The organism is Chryseobacterium luquanense (assembly GCF_026460945.1).
Lineage (GTDB): Bacteria > Bacteroidota > Bacteroidia > Flavobacteriales > Weeksellaceae > Chryseobacterium > Chryseobacterium luquanense.
The window spans coordinates 26777-47694 of the sequence record NZ_JAOVZV010000005.1; the positions used below are offsets into that span (position 1 = coordinate 26777).

22 protein-coding genes are annotated in these 20918 nt (G+C 33.0%); 6 read left to right on the forward strand and 16 right to left on the reverse strand.

Features of this window, described 5'->3' with window-relative positions:
• Positions 1–2: 2 nt before the first annotated feature.
• The 6 genes from OEA66_RS06740 to OEA66_RS06765 all read right to left on the reverse strand — a co-directional run bounded on the left by OEA66_RS06740 (position 3) and on the right by OEA66_RS06765 (position 6371).
• Positions 3–1325 carry a DUF58 domain-containing protein gene (locus OEA66_RS06740; protein WP_267280666.1) on the reverse strand — a complete coding sequence of 441 codons (1323 nt, stop codon included), beginning with the start codon at positions 1323–1325 and terminating at the stop codon, positions 3–5.
• 41 nt (positions 1326–1366) lie between these two features.
• A complete protein-coding gene (locus OEA66_RS06745) occupies positions 1367–2407 on the reverse strand; it encodes an AAA family ATPase (protein WP_267280667.1) in 1041 nt (346 codons plus the stop codon).
• Between the two features lie 62 nt (positions 2408–2469).
• Positions 2470–3627: a DUF4350 family protein gene (locus OEA66_RS06750; RefSeq protein ID WP_267280668.1), complete on the reverse strand. Its 1158-nt coding sequence runs from the start codon at positions 3625–3627 to the stop codon at positions 2470–2472.
• A gap of 15 nt (positions 3628–3642) precedes the next feature.
• Positions 3643–4449 (reverse strand): DUF4129 domain-containing protein, encoded by an 807-nt coding sequence (locus tag OEA66_RS06755; protein WP_267280669.1) that lies wholly within the window; start codon positions 4447–4449, stop codon positions 3643–3645.
• Positions 4442–5404: a DUF4013 domain-containing protein gene (locus tag OEA66_RS06760; RefSeq protein WP_267280670.1), complete on the reverse strand. Its 963-nt coding sequence runs from the start codon at positions 5402–5404 to the stop codon at positions 4442–4444. The genes OEA66_RS06755 and OEA66_RS06760 overlap by 8 nt, the downstream gene beginning before the upstream one ends.
• A complete protein-coding gene (locus tag OEA66_RS06765; protein ID WP_267280671.1) occupies positions 5388–6371 on the reverse strand; it encodes a stage II sporulation protein M in 984 nt (327 codons plus the stop codon). Before OEA66_RS06765 ends, OEA66_RS06760 begins: the two co-directional genes overlap by 17 nt.
• A gap of 27 nt (positions 6372–6398) precedes the next feature.
• Between OEA66_RS06765 and OEA66_RS06770 the strand changes: the two genes are divergently transcribed.
• Positions 6399–7148: an RDD family protein gene (locus tag OEA66_RS06770; protein WP_267280672.1), complete on the forward strand. Its 750-nt coding sequence runs from the start codon at positions 6399–6401 to the stop codon at positions 7146–7148.
• 67 nt (positions 7149–7215) lie between these two features.
• Here OEA66_RS06770 and OEA66_RS06775 read toward each other — a convergent pair whose 3' ends face one another.
• On the reverse strand, positions 7216–7689 hold the full coding sequence (locus tag OEA66_RS06775) for a hypothetical protein (RefSeq protein ID WP_267280673.1): 474 nt from the start codon (positions 7687–7689) through the stop codon (positions 7216–7218).
• Positions 7690–7864: 175 nt separating this feature from the next.
• Here OEA66_RS06775 and OEA66_RS06780 point away from each other — a divergent pair, with 175 nt between their 5' ends.
• Positions 7865–8155 (forward strand): GNAT family N-acetyltransferase, encoded by a 291-nt coding sequence (locus tag OEA66_RS06780; RefSeq protein WP_267280674.1) that lies wholly within the window; start codon positions 7865–7867, stop codon positions 8153–8155.
• Here OEA66_RS06780 and OEA66_RS06785 read toward each other — a convergent pair.
• From OEA66_RS06785 to smpB, 5 genes are all read right to left on the reverse strand, one after another.
• Entirely contained in the window at positions 8144–9115 is a 972-nt protein-coding gene (locus tag OEA66_RS06785; RefSeq protein WP_267280675.1) for a glycosyltransferase family protein, read from the reverse strand. The genes OEA66_RS06780 and OEA66_RS06785 overlap by 12 nt on opposite strands.
• A gap of 1 nt (position 9116) precedes the next feature.
• The gene (locus OEA66_RS06790; RefSeq protein WP_267280676.1) at positions 9117–9941 is read right to left on the reverse strand and encodes a UDP-2,3-diacylglucosamine diphosphatase; all 825 of its coding nucleotides are present in this window, start codon (positions 9939–9941) and stop codon (positions 9117–9119) included.
• A 145-nt stretch (positions 9942–10086) separates the two neighbouring features.
• Positions 10087–10827: a YebC/PmpR family DNA-binding transcriptional regulator gene (locus tag OEA66_RS06795; RefSeq protein ID WP_267266437.1), complete on the reverse strand. Its 741-nt coding sequence runs from the start codon at positions 10825–10827 to the stop codon at positions 10087–10089.
• Between the two features lie 93 nt (positions 10828–10920).
• Positions 10921–12405: an OmpA family protein gene (locus OEA66_RS06800; RefSeq protein WP_267280677.1), complete on the reverse strand. Its 1485-nt coding sequence runs from the start codon at positions 12403–12405 to the stop codon at positions 10921–10923.
• A 77-nt stretch (positions 12406–12482) separates the two neighbouring features.
• Positions 12483–12941: an SsrA-binding protein SmpB gene (smpB, locus tag OEA66_RS06805; protein WP_267266439.1), complete on the reverse strand. Its 459-nt coding sequence runs from the start codon at positions 12939–12941 to the stop codon at positions 12483–12485.
• A 118-nt stretch (positions 12942–13059) separates the two neighbouring features.
• Between smpB and OEA66_RS06810 the strand changes: the two genes are divergently transcribed.
• On the forward strand, positions 13060–14682 hold the full coding sequence (locus OEA66_RS06810; protein WP_267266440.1) for an ABC-F family ATP-binding cassette domain-containing protein: 1623 nt from the start codon (positions 13060–13062) through the stop codon (positions 14680–14682).
• 82 nt (positions 14683–14764) lie between these two features.
• Here OEA66_RS06810 and OEA66_RS06815 read toward each other — a convergent pair whose 3' ends face one another.
• From OEA66_RS06815 to OEA66_RS06825, 3 genes are all read right to left on the reverse strand, one after another.
• Positions 14765–15580, reverse strand: coding sequence for a M48 family metalloprotease (locus OEA66_RS06815; protein ID WP_267280678.1), 816 nt, complete (start codon positions 15578–15580; stop codon positions 14765–14767).
• A 102-nt stretch (positions 15581–15682) separates the two neighbouring features.
• Positions 15683–16498, reverse strand: a complete 816-nt coding sequence (locus OEA66_RS06820) for a ferritin-like domain-containing protein (protein WP_267280679.1) — start codon at positions 16496–16498, stop codon at positions 15683–15685.
• Positions 16499–16521: 23 nt separating this feature from the next.
• Positions 16522–17232 (reverse strand): ferritin-like domain-containing protein, encoded by a 711-nt coding sequence (locus OEA66_RS06825; protein ID WP_267280680.1) that lies wholly within the window; start codon positions 17230–17232, stop codon positions 16522–16524.
• Positions 17233–17446: 214 nt separating this feature from the next.
• On the opposite strand from OEA66_RS06825, the gene recJ reads away from it, so the two are divergent.
• The 3 genes from recJ to OEA66_RS06840 all read left to right on the forward strand — a co-directional run bounded on the left by recJ (position 17447) and on the right by OEA66_RS06840 (position 20215).
• Positions 17447–19165, forward strand: coding sequence for a single-stranded-DNA-specific exonuclease RecJ (recJ, locus tag OEA66_RS06830; protein WP_267280681.1), 1719 nt, complete (start codon positions 17447–17449; stop codon positions 19163–19165).
• Between the two features lie 90 nt (positions 19166–19255).
• Positions 19256–19840: a nicotinate (nicotinamide) nucleotide adenylyltransferase gene (gene nadD, locus OEA66_RS06835; protein ID WP_267280682.1), complete on the forward strand. Its 585-nt coding sequence runs from the start codon at positions 19256–19258 to the stop codon at positions 19838–19840.
• 36 nt (positions 19841–19876) lie between these two features.
• Complete coding sequence (locus OEA66_RS06840; RefSeq protein ID WP_267280683.1) at positions 19877–20215, forward strand: DUF3817 domain-containing protein; 339 nt, start codon at positions 19877–19879, stop codon at positions 20213–20215.
• A gap of 56 nt (positions 20216–20271) precedes the next feature.
• On the opposite strand, the gene OEA66_RS06845 is transcribed toward OEA66_RS06840, so the two are convergent.
• Positions 20272–20544 (reverse strand): hypothetical protein, encoded by a 273-nt coding sequence (locus OEA66_RS06845; RefSeq protein ID WP_267280684.1) that lies wholly within the window; start codon positions 20542–20544, stop codon positions 20272–20274.
• Between the last annotated feature and the right edge of the window lie 374 nt (positions 20545–20918).

Sequence of the window (20918 nt, forward strand, 5' to 3'; positions counted from 1 at the left end):
TTTTATAAAATTCCTCTTGCTTTTATTTCAAGATATTTATTAATAACATCTACATTTAAATTCTCAGGCAATGTATACACTGAATAAATCCCGTATTTCCTTAATTCCTGAATGATCAGTTTCTTTTCAAACTCAAATTTCTCGGCGATAATTTCGTCATAAATTTCCTGCATACTTTCAGGATTCGTATGAATAAGGTTTTGAATTTCAGTATTTTTAAAGAAGACAACGACTAACAAATGATTTTTGGCAATTCCTCGAAGATATTTCATCTGACGATTTAATCCATCCAACGTTTCAAAATTAGTGAAAAGCAAAACCAGACTTCGCTGATTGATAGAATATTTCACATCCTGATACAATCTATTAAAATCACTTTCAAAAAAATCGGTTTTAATATTATATAAAGCTTCAGAAATCTTTCTTAACTGTCCTGATTTATTTTCGGCAGCCACTTTATTTTCTGCTTTTTTCGAAAAAGTCATCATTCCGGCGCGGTCTCCTTTTTTCAAAATAATATGAGACAAAGCCATCGTCGCATTGATTGAATAATCGAGAAGACTCAAACCGTTGAAAGGCATTTTCATAGTTCTACCTTTATCAATCAGCATAAAAATACGTTGCGATTTTTCATCCTGAAACTGATTCACCATTAGGCGATTCGTTTTTGAAGTTGCTTTCCAGTTGATCGTTCGAACGTCATCTCCGGGAACATATTCTTTGATTTGCTCAAACTCCATTGTGTGTCCCAACTTTCTGATTTTTTTGATTCCTCCTAAAAGAAATTCGTTCTGAAGTGCCATCAATTCGTACTTTCTCAAATGAATAAACGACGGATAAGAAGCTAACGAAGTGTCTTTCTGAAAAATAAATCTTTTCGAAACGAAACCTATTGGTGAAGAAGCGTAAACATTTAAAGCTCCGAAATTGTACTCTCCACGCTCTTTCGGTTCTAGAAAATATTGAAATAAAGTATTTTTTCCGGACGAAATTTCTTTCTTAATCAAAAAATCTCTCTTTTGAAACTGAAATGGTATTTCATCAATAATTTTTACATTAATTTTAAAACTGTAATTGTTTTTAATATCAACTTTCACTGCATTTTCATCGCCATTTGATAGTTTTTCCGGTAAAATTCTCTGTGCCAAAACGGCATCTTTGGGCCTGAAAACAAGTAAATAATCAACAAATACTGTAAGGAAAATCAATAACAAAAAACCATGTCCTAAAAACATAAAAAAAGGAAAGAAAAATGCCAAAACATAAAGCATTCCCACACCGATGAGTGCGAAAAAAAAGCGTGTGTTGATGTAAAGTTTTTTCAAGATTGCAATTTCTTTTGATTTAAATCAAATCATTTATAACATTACCTAGGAATTTCTATTCCCTCTAAAATCTGTCTTATAATTTCATCTGCCGTTAAACCCTCCATTTCTCTTTCCGGCGAAACGATTACTCTGTGCCTTAAAACTGCATAACTCGCTTCTTTAATATCTTCAGGAGTTACGAAATCTCTTCCTCTCAATGCTGCGAAAGCTTTCGAAGCCGTCAATAATGCTAAACTCGCTCTCGGTGAAGCTCCTAAATATAAAAATTGGTTTTCTCTGGTGTTGATAATAATTTTAGCAATGTATTCAATCAGTTGAGATTCAACGATGATTTCTTTTACCAATTTTTGATAATCATTAAGCTGTTTAGCAGAAATTATTTTATTTACAGCTTCAGTTTTATCTTCAAGTCTATTGTTATGCTGATTTTTAATGATTGCAACTTCCTGCTCAAGCGTAGGATAACCAACATTTATTTTAAACAAAAATCTATCGAGCTGAGCTTCAGGAAGTCTATACGTTCCTTCGTGTTCGATTGGATTTTGAGTAGCAATTACCAAAAAAGGTTCATCCATTTCATAACGAGTACCGTCGATTGTAATCTGTTTTTCTTCCATTACCTCAAACAAAGCAGCCTGCGTTTTTGCCGGAGAACGGTTGATCTCATCAATAAGAATAAAACTTGAGAAAATCGGGCCTTTTTTAAATTCAAATTCAGAATTTTTCATGCTGAAAACAGAGGTTCCCAAAATATCTGAAGGCATCAAATCTGGTGTAAACTGAATTCTGCTGAAATCTACATCAATCGTTTTTGCCAATAATTTAGCCGTAATTGTTTTCGCAACTCCAGGAACTCCTTCAATCAAAACATGACCATTCGAAAGCAAAGCAGCCAAAAGATGTTCGACCATGTTTTCCTGACCGACAATAACTTTTGCAATTTCTGTTTTTACTTTATTTAAATGTTCACGAAGATCTATCATATCAATTCTTGATTCAAATTGGCTCTGATCTTTTTGCTCTTTATTTAAGTTGATAGAATTTTGATTTTCTAAATTCTGTTCTATGTTATTTTCCATACTAATTCGTTTTTATTTTGAAAAGTAATTTCGCTGCTGTGAAGCCTTTCTCATTTCCATGTTTATTTCATTATCTCATCCAAAAGTTTATTCATTCTTCCCAAGTCTTCTTTCATGACACCGGCGTAAGGATCTTGTGCTTTTTTAATTAATGAGATTGCTTCATTTACCAATTCAGCAGATTTACCAGTTTTTAGTTGAAGCTTTTTTGAAAATTCTTCATCCAAATTTTGAGTATCAATTAAAAGATCAAGTCTTACTTTATTTAAGAAATATTGAGCTTTCTTTGCCATCATATCGTGAAAATCTCCTTCCTGTAGGTAAAGATTTCCAATACTTTTTACAAAATCAGCAGATGTATTTTTTAAAGGTTCTATGATGGGGACGATTCTTTGTTTTCGTTTTACATTAAAGAAAATAAACAAAATTATTCCGCCTAAAAATACCCACCAAGCATATTTCAAAGCCGGATTTGCAAGAATAAATCTTAATAAAGAACTCGATTCTTTGGTATTACTCTCTACAAACCATATTGTTTCTTTATCTCCCAAATATGAAAAGACACTTTGAGCATATTTTACATTTCCAGATTTCAGAAGATAATAATTGGTAAGAAAAAGCGGCTCGCAATGCACATAAATATTTCCTTTTCCAAAAGGTGCTTTGATGAAATTTGCCTGATCTTCATTATTCTCTTCAATCGTTTTTCCTAAAACCTGAACTTTGGGCTTGATGTAAGAAAAACCTCTACCAGACGGAAATTTATCTAATTCAATAAAATCATTTTGATATTTTTTGTCGGTCAGTTTTAAAACATTATGTTCTTCAAAAGATATTTTTGAATTGTAAAAACCAATCGAATCTGAGATATTTTTCGGAATCCGGGTTGCAATAATCATCGCATCGGAACCTTTGGAAACCTCATCCAAAATTTTGTTCCACGATTCCTGATCTACTTCGCTTTCTACAACGAGAATATTGTGTGGCTTTTTGTTTTTTTCCGAGTAATAATGATATGGAGTAATATCAATTTTGGTAAAATTATTTTTGAATAAATCTTTTACTTCTTTATTAAAGACAAACAAACCGAAAGGCGATTTTTCATTCACATCAAAGTTTTTTCGCCAGTCTGTAACCTCCTTTTTACTCACTTCAAGCAATGCCCAAATCACCATGATAATGATGAAGATAACAGCATATATTTTGAAAGTTTTATTCATTGTAAGAAGTTTTATTTAAGGCTTAAATCCTTGAAATTGATTTTTAAATTTATTGTAACTCTGCTCATCGATACTGAATTCACCGTACCAAACGTAATCGAAAATATAAGAAAGATTGTAAAAGTCGTTTTTCAAATGGTTGAGTTGTAATTCTGAAACGTAGTCTTTATTTGTTTTTTCGGGATTCCAAAGAATGAGTTTTTTATCACTTAATTTTTTAAGGATAAATAAAAACTGATAACGAACAGCAGAACGGTAATCTCCGTCATTTTCAAATTTGGCAATACTTTGTGGAAAATTGATTTCGTGAATATTTTCTTGAAGCTCTTCGTCGTTAATTTCTATTTTTTTATTTTGATTTCCAAAAAATAAACTCCCATTATTTTTAATCAAAAATTTAACGATAAAATATAATAAAAAGCCTACCAAAATAATCGCAAAAAGCCGAATGATTAGCCCTGTAATCTGTGAAGAAGTTTCTAAGCTTGTATCACCAAAAATACTTCTGATCAATTGAATCAGTTTTCGCTGAAGTTTTTCAAAAAATGATTCTCTGGGCTTTGAAGTGGTATAATCAAATTCGTTTCCTTTATATCTTGAAGGAAGATTTTCTTTAAATTTCTTTGGAAAAACCGTATTTTCAGTTTGCGGATTGGTCTTTAAAATAGAATCTGCAACGTACATATTTTTGTAATGACTTGTAAAAACAGTATCTGCAGTAGCAACCTCTGTATAATCATCAGAATATTCATCATCATATTCTTGAGCTTTTGCAAACCCAAAATTCAGAAAAATCAGTAAAAACAATAACAATTTATTCATTGATACCGATTGTTTCAATTTCTTCCAACTCAACTTTTTGGTGAAAATCTCTTCTGCTGTCGTAATACATTAACCCTGAATTGATGTACAATATATTCGAAAGGAAAAATGAAATCAACGTTGAAACCCCATACATCACAAAAATTAAGATACCGAAACTTCCGGCAAAAGGATTTTGTTCAAAATTTCCATCGGGTGACATTGTGGTAATTTTCAGCATGAAAAATATCATCGGGATCATCGTAAAAACAGTCGTAATGACATACAAAATAATAAGTATAACTATTGTTGCACCCCAATATTTCCAGAAAGGTGAACCTTCTCTATTATTTGCATAAGAAAATTGTGAACGAATGGAATAGCTTAAACTTTCAAAAAAACCACTTTTGCTGTTAAAATAATCATACATCAGAAAATTAATCACATTGATCACGACCGGAAATATGAGCAGCAAAAGAAAAAAGCCAATAATAACAAGCATTAATGCGTAAGAAATTCCAATAATGATGATTGCTATTGGTGTCACTATGAAAATCAATCCCAACAAAAGTTTACCAATTCTTCCTGCATTTTTCTTAAAATCAACAAAAATATCGTCGGTTTTTATTTTGGTTTCACCTTGAGCTAATCTTTTAAGATAAAAAACAGGGAAAAGATAATTGACAATCATCATTGTCATGAAAAGCAAAAATGTGATTACTCCGATGACGATGAACATTCCGATATTATCCTCAAAATAAGACTCGAAATAATAACTTTCTCCGCTCATATTTGACCCGAAAATCTGCATAAATAGTTCTCTGTAGCCGAAAATAAAAATCGTCACCATGAGAATCAGCAAAAGACCATTCAGCAGAATGTAATTTTTGAAATAGTTTTTACCATACAGTTTGAAAAATGTAAAACTATCTGTAATAAGAGCTCCGAAATCTCTTTTTTTATAAAACTGCATCATTGATAAGGTTTTTTATTCTTCGGTTAACAATTCTTGGGTACACAAAATAATAAAAGCCGATGATTCCCAAACATCCAAAAATAATGATAAGATTTAATATTAAAGGCATTTCTAATGCATGTCTCGTAACATAACCTTCAAGAATTCCGGCACAGATTGTAAAGGGAATTGTACTTAAAAATATTTTGAACGAATTTTTAAATCCGTTTTTAAAAGAATTAAATCTTGACAGCGTTTTTGGAAAAAGAATAGAAGTTCCCAAAATCAAACCGCACATTCCTTCCACAACCATACTGAAAATTTCAAATGCTCCATGAAGCCAGATTCCTCTTGCACTATCTCCTAAAGCTCCATGTTGATAGAAAAAATACTGAAATGTTCCCACCATAATTGAGTTATGCATCAAAAGATACAACGTTCCGATTCCGCAAGTGATTCCGTAAATGTAAAGTTTTGCACCCACGATGATATTGTTGACGGTAATTCCGATTGTACTTCCCCAAGTGGAGCCATCCTGATAAACGCCAACTGCATTTCCGTTTTTGATGTTTTCGATGGTCATATTTACATAACCTTCACTCAGAATGAGATTGGCAAATTCGTTATCATAAATCGCTGAAAGTACGCCAATCAGCATAAAAAATATAAAGAACAAAAAAGAGTAGACTAAATATCTTTTGTTTTCATAAACAATCAAAGGAACTTCTGTTTTGAAGAAATAAATCAGTCTGTTTTCTTCAACTCTTTTAGTTTTATAAATTTTCTGGAAAATCTGAGACGAAAGATGATTAAGATAAACCGTAGTATTACTTTTCGGGTAGTAAGTCTGGGCAAAAGAAAGATCATTGACAAGGTTGATATACAACGAAGACAGGTCATCAGGATTTTTTTTAATTTTCCCTTGAACAACCTGCTCAATTCCCAACCATTTTTCTTTATTTTGTTTAATGAAATAAACTTCTCTCATAATTGTAAGGCTAAAATAATAAAAATTATGTCTCAAATTGCGATAAATACCTCCCAAAATGTAAATATTAATTTTATCACTGCAAGTATCGGAGAACGAATAGTAGCGTACATTATAGATTTTCTTATCAAGGCGGCATATGTTGTTGCGACGTTCTATTTATTTTTTAATATTTTCAATTTAGGATATATTTTAGATGGTTTAGATTCCTGGTCTCAAAACGCAATTTACATTGTTCTCACATTGCCCGTTTCGCTTTATCCGTTAGTTTTGGAAAGCTTGATGGAAGGGCAGACTCCCGGAAAAAAAGTAATGAAAATACGTGTGGTAAAAATCGACGGTTACCAAGCGAGTTTTGGGGATTATCTGATTCGCTGGGTTTTTAGATTAATCGACACAACTTTTGTAGGAATTGTTGGTTTAATTTCGATGATTGTTTCTAAAAATAATCAGCGTTTGGGTGATATCGCTTCCGGAACAGCTGTAATTTCATTGAAAAACAACATCAATATTTCTCATACGATTCTTGAAAACATCAATCATGATTACATTCCAACTTTTCCACAAGTGATTGGGTTGAGTGATAATGACATGAGAATTATTAAAGACAATTATTTAAAAGCTTTAAAAATTGATGACCGACAAATTATTACAAAGCTTTCAGAAAAAATAAAAAGCATTCTCAAGCTGGAAGTTGACCCCACAAAAATGACCGAAAGACAGTTTATCGGTGTTGTTATCAAAGATTATAATTATTATACGGGAAAAGACAGCTAATTATTGCCAATTATGCTTTGTAAGTGAATTGTTGTTTTTAATTTAAATATTAGAAAATTAAAAGAAATTATTTCAAAAGCGACCAAATTCCAACACCAATTCCTGCATAAGCAGCAATAGTTATAATATCAGCGATCGGTTTTGAAAATTGTTTTTCAGCAATTTTTTCGCTATTAATTTGATTCTTATGGAATTTGAAAATTACTTTAGGGTTACGAACCGAATGCGCAACAAGACTGTCACTTTCCCATCGGTCAACTATAATTTTATAACTTTTACCGTCAACATCAATTTTAAAATTTTTGTTCGGAGCAAGTTTCTCCTGCACATTAATTGGAGCGGGAATTACTTGTGAATTTGATTTTTGAGATTCGGCTTTTTCACTATCCATTTCTCCCTGAGATGCCTTTGCAAGCTCTGCACTTCTTTTAGAATCTTGCTTATTATCGGTTGCTGTAGGATCTGCAGGCTTTTTAACTTGATAAGTATAGCAACTCACAAGACATAACGATACAATGATAAGATAAAAATTCTTTCGCATAAGCCAAATTTAAGAATTAAACGGAATATTTGGTATTTTCTTTTAAAAGATTCTGTTTTTAAAATTTATTATTGCCTAAAATGAATTGATAATTAATGTTAATCCATTTATTAATGCAGATCAAAACTTGTGCGGTTCAATTTTTGTATTTTTAATTTTAATTAAAATGTAAATTATGAAATTCGAAAACAATAAATCAGGAAACGGAGGAGTTATTACACTCAACAACGAAATAAAAGAAGTGGGGAGATTGACTTACACGATTTTCCCTGATGACAGTAAATTGATTATTTCTTTCGTATTGGTTCATCCCGAGTTTGAAGGTCGCGGAATGGGAAAGTTTCTTGTAGAAGAAGCTATTAAATTTTCAAGAGAAAATAAGTGGAAAGTATATCCCCATTGTTCTTATGCAAGAGCTGTAATGAGAAGAATGAATGATGTGGCAGATATTTTTTTACAGAACTAAAACTTCATTCAGAAGAATATCTTCAATATTATCTGGATAATCAACCTGAAAATGAAGATCTGAAGCAACCCAGTTTTTAATTTCTTCTGAGTCTAAAATTTTAGAATTTGGAATTCCCATTTTCTCTAAAGCACACGCATTACATTCCTGTTCATACTGATTGTGAATAGGAATCACGAATAGCTTTTTATCCATAAAAAGTGCTTCAGCCGGAGTTTCAAAGCCAGCATTGCATAAAATCCCATCACAGTTTTCGAAAGATTTTAAATATTGAAACTCATCAATTGGGAAAATCTCAACATTTTTAACTTTCACCTGAAGTTTGCTGTATTTTGAAAAAACTTTCCACTCTACAGGAATTTCTTTTAAAACTTTAATAATATTTTCATCTGAAAAACTTGGAAGATAAACCACATAAAATCCTTTTTTATCGGGATTTAAATTTCTGATTTTTCTTCTGATAACCGGTTTTTTTATTTGTGGATGATAGTTATCAAAATGAAAACCTATTTTTCTTTCACTTGGAACATAATACTTTAAAATCAATTCTCCGAAAAAGTCTTTTTTATCAGGTTTTGGTGTTTCTTTAAAACTCATTGAGGCTTGATGACTCAGCTCGATCATATTTAAATTTTTTGTTTTACAAGCCCAACCTGTTAAAGGCTCATAATCATTGATGATTAAATCGTATTTGCTTAAATCAATATTTTTAATGGTTTTAAAAGCTTCGAGAAAAGAATTTTCAAAAAGAATTTTTTTATAGGAAATTCCGCCTGTTTTATTGTAAAGCAATGAAACACCTTTATGTTGAAAGTTAATTGGAAAATCAGCCTTCAACTGAGATTGATGACCACTGATTAAAGTATCAACAGAAACATATTTTTTAAGAATAGGGATGATTACCTGCGCTCTTGCAACATGACCATTTCCTGTTCCCTGAAATGCATACAAAACTTTCATACTAAGTAAATTGGGTTACAATTTTCAAAAGATCTGAACTGTTGATATCCTGAATTTCTTCAGTTTCATCATCTTTAAGTAAATGCTTGTGATCTTCATAGTGAAAAATCGTCCATTCATTTTGATTAAACTCTAAAGCTGATAAATTTTCAATCCAATCTCCTGAATTCAAATAAGTACATGAACCTTTTTTGTTTACTACTTCACGCATTTGAGGTTGATGAATGTGACCACAAATTACATAATCATAGCCGTTATCAATTGCCAGTTCAGACGCCGTTAATTCAAAATCACCAATATACTTTACCGCCTTTTTTACGTTATTCTTGATTTTTTTTGAAAATGAATATTTTTCTCTACCCATTTTTTCTAAAAACCAATTCACAGCATTATTAATGACAATGAGAAGGTCATAACCTTTTCCTCCCAATTTTGCAATCCATTTTGAATGCTGAACGGATGCATCAAAAACATCTCCATGGAAAATCCATGTTTTTTTGTGATTAATTTCAAGGCAAAGTTTGTCGCAGACTTTCAGTTTACCCAATTCGAAGTCGGTAAACTTTCTGAACATTTCATCGTGATTACCAGTAATATAGTAGACATTTGTGTTTTTCGTAGCAAAAGAAATAATCTTTTTAATTACTTTTAAATGAGGCTTAGGGAAGTAAGACTTTTTAAACTGCCAAATATCGATGATATCGCCATTTAAAACTAATGTTTTCGGTTGAATAGAATTTAGATATCTAAGAAGTTCTTTAGCCTTACATCCGTAAGTTCCCAAGTGTACATCCGAAATAACAACCAGTTCAACGTCTCTTTTCATTTGCAGATATTATCTTACTAAATGATCAAATGTGATCGCCATATCAATTAGTATTTTTGTATTACCAAGGATGGCGATTGCACAGTTGATTCTTTTGCAAAGAAACTAATTGAAAATGAACTGTGTATGAATGCTATATTATCTTTTATAACGATTCTAATAATTCGTCTGTAATTTCCATGTTATGATATACGTTTTGCACATCATCATCTTCCTCAAAACGATCAAGCATTTTCATATTTACTTTAAATTGCTCTGCATTGACTTCTTTTATATTATTCGGAATTCTTTGTAATTCTGCACTTTTAGCTTCGATTTTAAGTTCATCTAATTTGTGTGATAAAGAACCGAAATCTTCAAAAGCAGTTGTGATCATTACTTCTTCGTCATCTTTTTCTACATCTTCTGCGCCCCCGTCGATCATTTCCATTTCGAAATCATCCCAATCCATCGTAACTTTGGCTAAATCGATTGTAAAAATTCCTTTTCTGTCGAATATAAAAGCTAATTCGCCATTCTTTCCAAGATTACCATCAAACTTATTGAAAATTGCTCTTACGTTTGCAACCGTTCTTGTAGGATTGTTTGTAGTACATTCTACGAAAAATGCAACACCACCTTGTCCGTAACCTTCATAAGTGATTTCTTCATAATTTTCCGCATCTGCACCACCTGCCTTTTTGATTGCTCTTTCAACATTATCCTTAGGCATATTTGCACCCTTTGCATTCTGGATACATCTTCTCAATGCAGGATTGGCTTCAGGATCAGTTCCTCCAGCTTTTACTGCTAAAGCAATGTCTTTACCAATTTTAGAAAAAGTCTTGGCCATTTTATCCCAACGAGCCATTTTGGAGGCTTTTCTATATTCAAATGCTCTTCCCATTTTATAATTTAAATTTTGACAAAAATACTCAAAATCAACAACAAAAAAAATACCCCCAGAAAACTGAGGGTATTTATTATTTAGAAAAATTAATTATTTTTTCTTTTTAGCTGGAGCTTTTTTCTTAGCTGGAGCTTTTTTAACTGGTAAGTCAGATTTCTTGTAAGTTTCCCACTCTGATCCAGAGATAGCTCTTACGATTACTTTTCTGTCTGCTTGTCTTTCAGCGTCAGTAGCAGTTTCTGGAACTTGAGCGTCTTGTTCACCGATACCGATAGATTTCAATACTGAAGGGTTAACACCTCTAGCTTCCAAAGCAGAAACTACAGCAGCTGCTCTTTGTCTAGACAAGTTTAAGTTATAAGCTTCACTACCTTTTTTATCTGTAGAACCAACAATCACAAAGTTTTGAGCTGGAGCATCTTTAATGATTTTTGCAGCTGTATCTAATTTACCATTAGATTCTTTTCTGATTGTAGCTTTGTTGAAGTCAAATAAAAGATCTTTAAATTCTCTTGTAACAATCACTTCAATTGGCTCTTCAACTACTGGAGGAGGACATCCGTTAAATTCTGGAACTCCAGGAACTGTAGGACATGCATCATCTTTATCTAAGATTCCGTCACCGTCTGTATCTGGCCAAGGACAACCGTTGTTTTCTGCAGGACCTGCAACTGATGGACAAGCGTCATCTTTGTCGATTACACCGTCACCATCTGTATCTGGCCAAGGACAACCATTGTTTTCAACCGGACCAGCAACTTCTGGACACTGATCGTCTTTATCTGGAACTCCATCACCGTCTGTATCAGGACATCCTTGGAATTCTGGTAAACCTGGTGTATCTGGACATAAATCGTCTTTATCTAAGATACCATCCTTATCTCTGTCTCTGTTTCCGAATCTGAAGTTCAATGAAGCAGAAGCTTGCCAAAAGTTAGCATAGTTTGCGTTATCTCCAGGAGTTGAAACGTAATCACCCTGAACACCTAAACCGAAGTTCTTAGTCAACCAGAAGTTAACACCTGCACCTGTAGAAACTGTGAAGTGGTTAGCTTTACCCATTTCCATACCGTTATCTCCATTAGCAGTCATTTCAGCAGGATTACCGTTGATGAAAGTTTGTCTTGGGAAAGAAAGACTTGTATAGTCATGTCTTAAATAGTTAGCACCAACTCTCAAGTATGGATCAAACCAAGACTCTTCATTCCAGATAAGTCCAGCCGCTTTAGCTTGGAAACCTAAACCTGTCATCAACATGAATTCTTTACCCATGTTAAGTCTTTTGTTTTCAACATTTCCTACACTAGTTTGCCAGTCGATAACTAAACCTTTACCGATGTTTCTTGCAACTGTTAATTTAGAAAGTGGTGGTGTAATAGAAAAATTGTTCACATTGAACATATTTTTCGTCAAATTAGTAGCAGAAAACGTATTGGTAAAATTACCACGCTGTGCTGTATGGTTTTCCGCATGAGCACCAACCCCGATCATCCACGGATTGTTGGTAGTCTGAGCGAAAACAGTAGAAGCAACCGTAAGCGCCAATACTGAAATTCCTAATTTTAGATTTTTCATAGAATTAAATGATTAAATAATTGATATTGCAAAATAAATATAATTTTTCTTTATAAACAAAGTTTTCAGGATGATTTTTAACTTTTCTTTAATATTCTATCGAGGTTTCGCTTATTTTCTCTATCTTTTATGCTCTCCCTTTTATCAAAGAGTTTTTTACCTCTTCCTAAGGCGATAATTATTTTAGCTTTTCCTCCATCATTTATATAAAGCTTAAGCGGAATGATTGTATTGCCTGCATCCTTAAGTTTTTTTTCAAATTTTAACAATTCTCTTTTGTGCAACAGCAACTTCCGTTCCCTTTTTGTTTTATGGTTATAAAAAGTTCCTAGTTTATATTCATCAATCATCATATTAATGATATATAATTCGCCATCAATAAACTGGCAAAAAGACTCTGTGATAGATGCTTTAGAAGAACGCAGTGCTTTAATTTCTGTTCCCATCAATACCATTCCAGCTTCTACTTCCTCAAGAATTTCATATTCAAACCGAGCTCTTTTATTTAATATCCTTACTGTTTTTTCAATCTTCATTATTATTAATTTTGTTAATAAATATACAAAATTTGCTTTCATATAAAAACTTGAGTATTACATTATTATAATTTACCCAAATTCTTTTCGTAATTTTGCGCCAAATTTACAAAACTATATGTTAACAGTATCTAACTTATCTTTACAATTCGGGAAAAGAGTTCTTTTTGACGAAGTAAACATTATGTTTGCGAAAGGAAACTGCTACGGAATTATCGGAGCAAATGGTGCAGGAAAGTCTACATTCCTTAAAATATTAACAGGAAAGCAAGATCCAACAACAGGACACGTATCTTTAGAACCTGGAAAAAGAATGTCAGTTCTTGAGCAGGATCACTTTGCTTATGATGAATTTACTGTTCTTGAGACTGTTTTAAGAGGTAACAAAAGATTATTCGAGATAAAAGAGGAAATGGATGCGCTTTATGCGAAAGAAGATTTCTCTGACGAAGACGGTATTAAAGCCGGAGAATTGGGCGTAATCTATGATGAAATGGGTGGATGGAACTCTGAATCTGATGCACAAACCATGCTTTCAAACGTAAGAGTAAAAGATGACATGCATTACCAATTGATGAGCGAACTAGAGAATAAGGACAAAGTAAAGGTTCTTTTAGCTCAGGCACTTTTCGGAAATCCTGACGTATTGATCTTAGATGAACCTACGAATGACCTTGATATTGAAACAATTTCTTGGTTAGAAGATTTCCTGGCTGATTATGAAAATACAGTAATTGTAGTATCTCACGACCGTCACTTCTTAGATACGGTTTGTACGCACATCGGAGATTTAGATTATGCTAAATTAAATCTTTATACAGGTAACTACTCTTTCTGGTATCAAGCTTCTCAATTAGCAACGAGACAAAGAGCTCAAGCTAACAAAAAAGCGGAAGAAAAGAAGAAAGAACTTCAGGATTTCATCGCTAGATTTAGTTCAAACGTTGCAAAAGCTAAACAGGCAACTGCGAGAAAGAAAATGATCGACAAGTTAAACATTGATGATATTAAACCATCTTCAAGAAGATATCCGGCGATTATTTTCGAAATGGAAAGAGAAGTGGGAGATCAGATTCTAGATGTAAAAGGTCTTGAAAAAACTAAAGACGGCGAATTATTGTTCTCGAATATCGATCTAAATCTGAAAAAGAATGATAAAGTTGCTATTTTATCTAAAAACACTTTAGCAATAACAGAATTTTTCGAAATATTAGCAGGTAATAATGAAGCAGATAAAGGTACTGTTGCTTGGGGAGTTACTACAAACCAATCTCAAATGCCTTTAGATAACACTAAATTCTTCCAGGAAGACATCAGTTTAGTGGATTGGTTGAGACAATTTACCAAAAATGATGAAGAGCGTCACGAAGAATTCATGAGAGGATTCTTAGGCAGAATGCTTTTCTCAGGAGATGAAGCTTTGAAATCTTGTAAAGTACTTTCCGGGGGTGAAAAAATGAGATGTATGTTCAGCAGAATGATGCTTCAGAAAGCAAACGTTCTTTTATTGGATGAACCGACGAACCACTTAGACCTTGAAAGTATCACAACTTTAAACAACTCATTGTCGAACTTCAAAGGAAATCTTTTATTGTCATCTCATGACCACGAAATGCTTTCTACTGTCTGTAACAGAATCATCGAATTGACTCCAAACGGAATCATCGACAGAGAAATGACTTACGACGAATATCTTGCTGACAAAAAGATCAAAGAATTAAGAGAAAAAATGTACGCTTAATTTTTAAGAACATTCAATTTATACAAAAGAAAACTCCTCAGAATTAATCTTGAGGAGTTTTTATTTAAATATTTAAACTAAATTATTTTGTAAGTTTTGCCGTTGGTAAAGAAACCGTTCCCGGATCTTTCCAAAGACCGTCTTTTTCAGCTTTTTTCTTAATAGCTTCTGCCCTTTTATTACTGTCCGGATGAGAATTAAACATTTTTTGGAATTTAGACTGAGGTGAACCTCCTTCAGAAAGTAAAGCCAATTTCTTGAATGCCGTATAAGCTCCTACAACATTGTATTTATTAGATTTCATAAAATCATAAGAATAATCGTCAGCTTGATTTTCCTGTTTTTTGCTGTGAGAAGCGTCAAGGAAAGCATTTGCCATTTTTCCAACTTGGGTTTCGCTTAGATTTGCTACAGTTGAAGAAGCTGATGAAGCCGCATCCATTGCTGCAGCTTTCAGATAAGCAGACTTTATTCCATCTTTAGTATCCTCGTTTTTAACGTGACCGATTTCATGACCGATTACCGCTAATAATTCATCATCTGTCATGATATCCATTAAAGAAGAAAAAACACGTACACTTCCATCGGCACAAGCAAATGCATTGATGTCGGTCACTTTGTAAACTTTATAATTTAAGTTTAAACCATCCTGAGATTTGTGTTTTGCAAAAAGTTTGTTTAAACGAACCGTGTAAGGATCTTTCGGGCCTGCAATCGGATTATTTTTATCCATATAATCCACCGATTCTTTAGATAATTTAATTGCATCTGCATTAGAAAATGTTAAAGCTGAAGCGCCTTTAGAAACTACACCTGCAGCTTTTCCCAGATTGATTTTTTGAGCTTGAACGCCCGTTACAGCACTTATCAAAAGTGCAGAAATTAAGATTTTTTTCATACTATAAAAATTTGTGCTGTGAAGATAGTACTTTTTATAAAATAAAAATCCTCTCCCGGAAATATACCGAAAAAGGATTTAAATATATATGAGAATTTATGCTTAAACAATAAACAAACCGGCAATCGCAGCCGCATCTGTACCACTCAAAATTTCGTCATAAGCTGCAGAACCAGCCGCTGCGCCGAATTTTGTAGCAGTATTAAAGCCTGCTTGCATTGTAACATCTTCACCTGCATAAACAGGATTTGTTGCAGCGGGCATATTTCCTCCATTTGCTAATTCAATCCAGCCTTTGTTTGAGCGCATTCTTCTTACTTGAGAAGCATGCCTCGCTTCAACGGAATGAATCTGTAAAGCTGCCTGAAGAACTGCTTTATTTGACATTACATTTCCCGCTTGTCCTTTATACGCTCTTACTCCCGTATCTTCAAAAGCCTGAGCTAAAATAAGAAACTGTTGATAATTAGTAAAAGGTGTGAAGTTTCCTCCCGCTGTAAAATCGAAAGTTGGCTTCGCTTTCGGTGCTTCACCTAAAGAAGTTAAGGTTGCTTTTAAAAATGCAACATGAGCTGCTTCATGTTTAGAAATCTGCGTAAAAACAGTACGGTCTGCCGTAGGAATCAATGTTCCTGCATTAAGACCTATTCTATAATATTCATCTTCAAGATATTCAAGGGTTAAAGCTAATTGTAAAGCATCTGTTAAAGCACTTTTCTTAGCAGTTATAGGATCATTTTCAGTCAATATTTCAGCTTTTGCATCAGTTGACATTAATCCGGCTAATCCTAAGGGTAATGCAGCAACTGCCGCTTTTTTTCCGAATGCTGAAATATCTGAAAATGTTTCTGATCTAGACGTTTGTCTTGTAAAAAAAGAATCGTCAGAAAGTTTATCTAATAATTTTAGAATGTTCATAATAATAGGTTTTGATGTGATAATTAGTTAATGCCCTGTTCTTTCCAAGTGAAAGGTGTTTTTATAAATCCTCCAGCTGCCATTACAACATCTTTCGGCTCTTTAGCTACATCAAGCCCGTTTGCATTGATTACATCATCTCCTGAGAATGCAGCCGTTCCGGGATTAATTAAATCTCTGATTGCAGCAGCATGTCTTGCTTCAACAGAAACAATTTTACCCGCAACAACTAAGTAGGTAGGATTTGTAATATACTTTCCTGCAGCATTATATGCAGCAACACCTGTATCTTCCAAAGCTTTTGCAGTAGCTAAAACGGAGGTTCTGTCATTAAAATTCACATTTGGATATTGAAATTCTAAAGTCGGTAAAACATTTTGTGTCGCAGCTGAAATTGCAGCTTTAAAAAAATCGCGGTGAATAACTTCATGGTGATAAAGATCTGTTAAGATTTCTTTTTCAGCATTTGAAATTCCGCTGTAGAAGCTATTAACAACTTTCGTATAAAAATCAGCTTCTAACTGCTCCAAAGCATATGCATAATTAAGAATACCTACATCTCCTTTGCCCAAATCGAATATTCCGGGATTTTCCATGTAATCCATATCATCATCGTTACATCCTACCAAAGTAAGACCAGCTACGGCAAGACCAATACCGCTTAGTTTTAGGAAGTTTCTTCTACTGGTATCCAGAGTGGCTCCCTGGCTGGAAACTTGAATTGTTTTTTTCATAATATAATTTTTAAATAGGTTTAGTATTAAAATCATCTACGAGAACAAACAACACTTGGTTTTAATAAATTGCAATTATTTTTAAATTTTACTAAAAATTTAATCACATATACCATATTTGATTAAAAATATTTCAAAATTTCATCTAAAATGAATTTGAATTTGCCCATAATTTTCAATAGCTTTTAAAATAAATTTTGCCTATTTTTGTGAAATGAGCCAAAAATGGATTTATAAAACCGAACCTGATGAAGAAATTGTAGATGGATTGAGTTCGTCGCTTGGTTTTGGAACTTTTGAATCCAAACTACTAGTTCTCAGAGGCATTGACAATTATCAGAAGGCAAGAGAATTTTTCAAGCCCAATATGACCGATATTCACAATCCTTTTCTGATGGCAGATATGCAAAAAGCGGTAGAGCGCATTGCAACAGCTATCGAAAATGGAGAAAAAATAATGGTTTACGGAGATTATGATGTTGACGGAACAACTGCCGTTGCATTAATGTATCTTTACTTGAGCAAAATCGTTCAGAAAAAATATTTAGATTATTATATTCCAGACCGAAATTCTGAAGGTTACGGAATTTCAACTGAAGGTATCGATTTTGCTAAAGAAAATGGTTTTTCGCTGATTATCGCATTAGATTGCGGAATCAAAGCGATTGACATGATTAATTATGCCAAAAGTAAAAACATCGAGTTTATTATCTGCGATCACCATTTACCGGGAGACGAAATCCCCGATGCGACTGCAGTTTTAGATCCGAAAAGAAACGATTGCCGATATCCCTTTAAAGAACTTTCAGGTTGTGGCGTTGGTTTTAAACTTTGCCAAGGTCTTAATACCATTTATAAAATACCGGAACAGGAACTTTTTGAACTGACAGATCTTTTAGCAATATCAATTGCTGCAGACATAGTTTCAATGACCGGAGAAAACAGAGTTTTAGCAAAAATGGGACTTAAAATGCTCAGAAAGACCCGAAATATGGGACTGAGACTTTTGATTCCGGAAGATAAACTTTCTCATTTTGAAATTTCGAATATTGTTTTTGAAATTGCGCCTAAAATAAATGCTGCTGGTAGAATTTCTCAAGGAAAAGCTGCTGTAGAATTGATGGTTTCAGATAATTTGAAACACGCTCATCAAATTGTAAGCGACATCATGAATCTTAATGATGAAAGACGGGAACTCGATATGAATTCTACCGTTTCAGCATTAAATCAGATTATAGAATCTCAACAGGAAACAAAATTTTCCACCATTGTTTATCATCCTGAATGGAACAAAGGCGTTATCGGAATTGTTGCATCAAGATTAATTGAAACGTATCACAAACCCACTTTGGTTTTTACCGATGGAAATAATGGAGAAATGGTAGCTTCCGCAAGATCGGTATCAGATTTTGATGTGCATGAAGCTCTTGATCTTTGTTCGGAATATTTTCTGAAGTTTGGTGGTCATCACGCTGCTGCAGGACTTTCAATGGAAAAATCTAAATTTGAAGATTTTAAAATCAAATTTGAAAAAATCGTTGCAGAAAAAATACAGGATCACCAAAAAGAACCCTCTATAACTGTTGATTGTGATGTTCACATTGATGAAATCAACAGAGATTTTATTAATTTTCATAGAAAACTGGCTCCATTCGGGCCACAAAATATGAAGCCTAATCTAGTTTTAAGAAACCAGAAAATTTCAGGTTATTTAAAAACAATGGGTAAAGATAATAATCACCTTAAATTTTATATCAAACAGGAATCTACAGGTAGAAATATCGAATGCGTTGGTTTTAAATTGGGACAATTTGCTGATGATTTCAGAACGAAAAATTTCGACATCGCTTTTACGCTTGAAGAAAATCACTGGAAAGGAAATGTGACACATTGCCTGAATATTAAAGATGTAAAATTTCACGAAAGTGAATAGTGAATTTTCCTTCTAAATTGAAAGGTAAATAATTAAAAACTTGACAAGCGTCGTTAGTTGACTTGCATAGCAAAATTGATAATTGATTGAATGAAAAAAATCGGCTTATTTTTCGGATCGTTTAATCCCATTCACATTGGCCATTTAATTCTGGCGAATTATATTCTTGAAAATTCAGATATGGATGAATTGTGGTTTGTGGTAAGTCCGCAAAATCCTTTCAAAGAAAAAAAATCATTACTAAACGACCACAATAGACTTGACATGGTAGAATTGGCAATAAAGAGTTATCCTGAAATGCGAGCTTCAAACATTGAATTTTCACTTCCAACACCGAGTTATACGATTGACACATTGACTTATCTCAAAGAAAAACATCCAGACTATTCTTTTAGTTTAATTATGGGCGAAGATAATCTGGGGAGTTTACACAAATGGAAAAATGCAGAACTTTTGGTTGAAAATCATCACATTATTGTGTATCCAAGAGTTTTTAATGATGATAAAAAAGATTCAGAATATCTAAAACATGAAAATATTTCCTTGATAAAAGCTCCTGTAATTGAATTGTCTGCAACAGAAATTCGCAACATGATTAAGCAGGGGAAAAATGTACGACCGATGCTTCCACCAGAAGTTTTTGAGTATTTGGATGGAAGTAGTTTTTACAAGTAGAAGTTAGAAGTTAGAAGTTAGGCAAAATTGAATATCATGGAGTTTTTAGAAAATTTTTTCGCAAAATATGATCAGGAAAAAGTTATCAAATGGTTTAAGCAAATCTGCTTAGCAGAAGCGATTTCATGGTTTTTTCTTTTCACTGCAATGATTTGGATTCGGGTTGACCCTGAAGGTATTTTACCGATCGTCTACATCAGTACTATTGGAAGCATCCACGGATTATTTTTCACACTTTATCTTTTATTTTTACCTTCAGTAAGAAAAATTTATACTTGGGATGATGAGGATACCGTCTTCGCATTAATTTCTGCATTCTTTCCTTTTGCTACCATTTGGATTGATAAAAAACTTGCCCGTTTCGATAGAGAATAAAAATAAAAAAAGGACTTTTTCAAGTCCTTTTCTGTTATAATTTTGTTTTAAATACTTTAAAAATCTCTTTTCACATGTCCTGTTACGGATAGTGTTCTTGTTACCGGACCCCTATTAACTATCTCTGAATAAGTACCGTTTATGGTAAAATCTATATAATTATCTACTGATCCAAATTGACTTATCTGTAGAGTTAAATTATTTCCTGTCGCATTAATTGGAGTATTTAGTACTTTAAAAACTGTAAAACCTGAGGTATATATTCCTACAGAATTTATTCCTGGAGCAAAAAGTCGGAAGTAAGATCCAGCCGGCGATTGAATATGCATAACACTTAGGTTATTTGCTTCTAGTAATGTACTAAATCATAAAACACAGTTTACAGTTGGCTACGAAACGATCTGATAATTTACAAATTCAGTTGCAGAAGTACAAACAGTAATATTCCCAAGATGAGTAACCGGGCTTGCTCCTGTAATTAATTCCACCACTTGTCTACATATTTGTAGGATGAAATACTAATAATTAAAAGTTTAGGTTCATTTAATCAAAAACGGGTATGTAAATTATTTTTTTAAAATTAGTGTAACAAAACTGTTATTTCAGTTGTCTTATTAAATGTAAAGATGAAAAAATAAATTTCAAAAAACATTTTAAACACTAATAATCAGATAGTTAAAATTAAAACTAAAACATTTTTACT